Source organism: Haloactinopolyspora sp. (assembly GCF_027324685.1).
In the GTDB taxonomy this organism is placed as follows: Bacteria; Actinomycetota; Actinomycetes; order Jiangellales; family Jiangellaceae; genus Haloactinopolyspora.
On sequence record NZ_DAHVSH010000135.1, the window covers coordinates 1 to 3157 of the forward strand.

The 3157-nt window shown below is 69.1% G+C and carries 3 protein-coding genes; 2 read left to right on the forward strand and 1 reads right to left on the reverse strand.

All coding sequences use genetic code 11. The features are described 5' to 3' along the window. The first annotated feature begins 219 nt into the window (after positions 1 to 219). The gene (locus M6444_RS15120; RefSeq protein ID WP_298329032.1) at positions 220 to 1239 is read left to right on the forward strand and encodes an IS110 family transposase; all 1020 of its coding nucleotides are present in this window, start codon (positions 220 to 222) and stop codon (positions 1237 to 1239) included. Positions 1240 to 2553: 1314 nt separating this feature from the next. Here the strand turns inward: M6444_RS15120 and M6444_RS15125 are convergent. Then, positions 2554 to 2814 carry a hypothetical protein gene (locus M6444_RS15125; protein ID WP_298329035.1) on the reverse strand — a complete coding sequence of 87 codons (261 nt, stop codon included), beginning with the start codon at positions 2812 to 2814 and terminating at the stop codon, positions 2554 to 2556. On the opposite strand from M6444_RS15125, the gene M6444_RS15130 reads away from it, so the two are divergent. After that, positions 2795 to 3157 (forward strand): hypothetical protein (locus M6444_RS15130; RefSeq protein WP_298329037.1); only part of this gene is annotated, 363 nt, incomplete at its 3' end. The two genes, M6444_RS15125 and M6444_RS15130, sit on opposite strands and share 20 nt — an antisense overlap.

Genomic DNA, 3157 nt, shown 5'->3' on the forward strand with positions numbered 1-3157 from the left:
CTTGATCGTATGAAGGAGCGCTGCGCGGCTCCTGCGTGATCGGCCCGGCTGGTGCGAGCGGGCCGGGGCGCCGTGGTCCCAGGAGCGTGTGTGATGAGGCCTGGTTCGAGCAGCAGTGGCGGGGTGTCCCGCCGGAGTACCTCCCGTCGGTCGGGACCGGGTGTGCCGGGCACACTCGGTGTCGCCAAACAAACCCGTCCACGACGGAAGGAGACTCCGGTGGAACAGCAACGACAGTACGTGGGTATCGACCTGCACCGACGGCGCAGCGTCTTCGTGCGCATGACGCCCGACGGGACGGTCCTTGAGCGCAGCCGCGTGGAGAACTCGGCGATGGCCTTCGCGGCTGAGATCGGCAAGGCCGGCCCGAGCCCGGAGGTGGTGCTGGAGGCGACTCTGGGCTGGTATTGGGCGGCCGACGTGCTGGCCGAGAACGGCGCGGTCGTGCACCTCGCGCACCCGTTGGGGGTGAAGGCGTTCGGCTATCAGCGGGTGAAGAAGGATGAGACCGACGCGCAGCTGCTGGCCGACCTGCTGCGCATGGGACGGCTGCCGGAGTCCTGGATCGCTCCGCCGGCGCTGCGGGAGCTGCGCGAGATGGTCCGGCACCGTCATGGCCTGGTTGGCGCCAGGACCAACGCCAAGTTGCAGGTGCATGCCGTGCTCGCCAAGCAGGGCGTGGTCGTGGTCCTCAGCGACCTGTTCGGCGTGGCCGGCAACCTGGTCCTTGACGAGCTCTGTCTCGACGCGCCCTACCAGGCGCGTGTCGAGTCGATGCGTCGGCTGGTGGCGTTGCACAACGCCGAGATCGCCGCGCTCGACACGGCGATCCACCGCCGCCTCGCCGACGACAAGGCATATGAGGCGCTCCAGACCATCCCCGGGGTGGGTCGGACCCTGGCCGCGGTGTTCGTCGCCGAGATCGGCGACATCACCCGCTTCCAGCGACCCGGCCAGCTCGCCAGCTGGGCGGGGATGACGCCCCGCCACCACGAGTCCGACACCACGATCCGGCGGGGGCGGATCACCAAGCAGGGTTCTCGGCTGGTGCGTTGGGCGGCGATGGAGGCGGCCACCGGCCCACGCGGCCCGGTGTTCTTGAAGGCGGACTACCGCCGCCTGGCCGCCCGGCGCGGCAAGATGATCGCCAAGGTCGCCGCCGGACGGAAACTTCTCACGTTGGTCTTCTACGGCATGCGCGACGGCGAGGTCCGCTGTCTTGCCGAGAAGACGGCGTGACGGCTCGGACGCAGCCGTGGTGCGAGCACGACGGGGTCATGGCCCACATGGCGGCCGTCCAGACTTGATTGCGCCCATCACGGCTGTGCCGAATGGCTTCATGCCGCCTCGCCGCGGCGAAGGGATGACCGACACCCGAGCCATCGGCGTGTCCAGGCAACTCGACCGGGTTGCTGAAGCCAGGCCTGCGTCCCATCCCGCCAACACCGGAGGCCGCCCGCCGCAATCCTGACCACCCCGACCCGACCGCGGCACACGCCGGCGCCGGAGGCAATCGAGGAGCCCTGCCGGGCTCCTCGATCCCATTGTGCGACGCCAACTCTCCGGACCGTCAAGGCTTCCCCTACGGGCGGCCTCACGGCCGGCCTTGACCGCCCTTCCCTTCCGACCATTACGTCGGGACGATTCGTCGCGCCCACGCGCTGAACCACGACGAGCCAGAAGCCCCCAACAGCGACAGGCCAAAGGAGCCGGCCTGTGGCCGGCACTGCCTTGACAACAAGCGCTCCTTCAGGGATGACCCCAGCCGGGATCGCGCGGCCAGGCGAGTCTGGACCTCCACGACCCAACAGGCAAGTCAGCTCGGATGCCCCCCTTGATCGGTCGCCCCCGATCGAACCAATAGCGGCTCGATTGACCGAACCGAGGTGGCATCGGTGAATTCTGCGACATCTTCGGTGGGCGATCCCCGAGCTCGGTCGGGTGTCGCCGTGTCTGCCGTCCAGCCGCCCGGAATCCCAGCGCGATCGGCGGTCTTGCCGAATGTTGCGATCGCGCGAAGCCGCTCAATCCGAGCGGCCCATCTGGCGTTAGCACTCTGTTAGGGGCGCGCAGGGACTCTCGCCACCGGGCGCTCGACGCGCGAGGGTGGGTGCTCCACAGCGCCAACAAATGGCGGGTTTTTCAGGAATTCATCGGTTTCCCGCGCCCGGCGCGTCGACACCCAGTACGGGCCGCCAATGCGGCCGAATTGCGACCCAGTGCAGAGACGTCCATGAACCACGCCCCAAGAAGTGCACGCCGACGTGGCTGGACGCGCCGCATCGCCACCACGGTGTCCCTCGCTGCGATCGCGCCGACGATCCTTGCGACAACCGGGCGCGCTGGCGCGACCTCCCGGCGACCTGCGAGTGATGTGCACACCGGGGCGACCTATGGCTGCGTCTTGCCGTCAGGAACGAGCGGTACGTCGGGCACGAGCGGGACGTCGGGTACGTCAGGAACGACTGGCACGTCGGGGACGGCAGGAACGTCAGGGACCTCGGGGACGGCAGGGACCTCGGGGAGTTCGGGGACGTCGGGGAGCTCTGCCCGTTACGGCCTCGAAGAACAGAGCGCCACGACCACGACGACGTACCCGGGCACGAGCGGGACACCTGCGGGCACGTCAGGGACGGCGGGCACGAGCGGGACCGGCTCGACGTCGACGACCACGACAACGCTGCCGGCGACCGTCCAGACGCTGGCACCGCCGACAAGCGCCACGGCGACGGGAACGAGCGGGACGGGCTCGACCTCGACGACCACGACCGCCCCAGCGTCGACTTCGACCGGCGTGGCGCCAAGCTCGACCACCAACGCGTACGACCTCATCACCGCCGCCGGCGGCGTCTACAGCTACGGCGGGGCGCACAACTTCGGCTCGGTCCCGAAGAAATCCGCATCCTCGCGGATCATCGGTGCCGCAGCGACACCAGGTGGCAATGGCTACTGGCTGCTCGGCGCGGACGGCCACCTGTACGCATACGGCGACGCGATCCACTACGGCACGCCCTATGAGCAACGTCACGTCGGATCCTTCGTCGGCCTGGCGGTAACACCGGACGGTGGCGGGCTGTTGGCGGTAACCGACCACGGCAGCATCGTGCACCTCGGCGACGCACCGTTTTGCGGCTCGCCCGTGCACCAGGTGACGAGT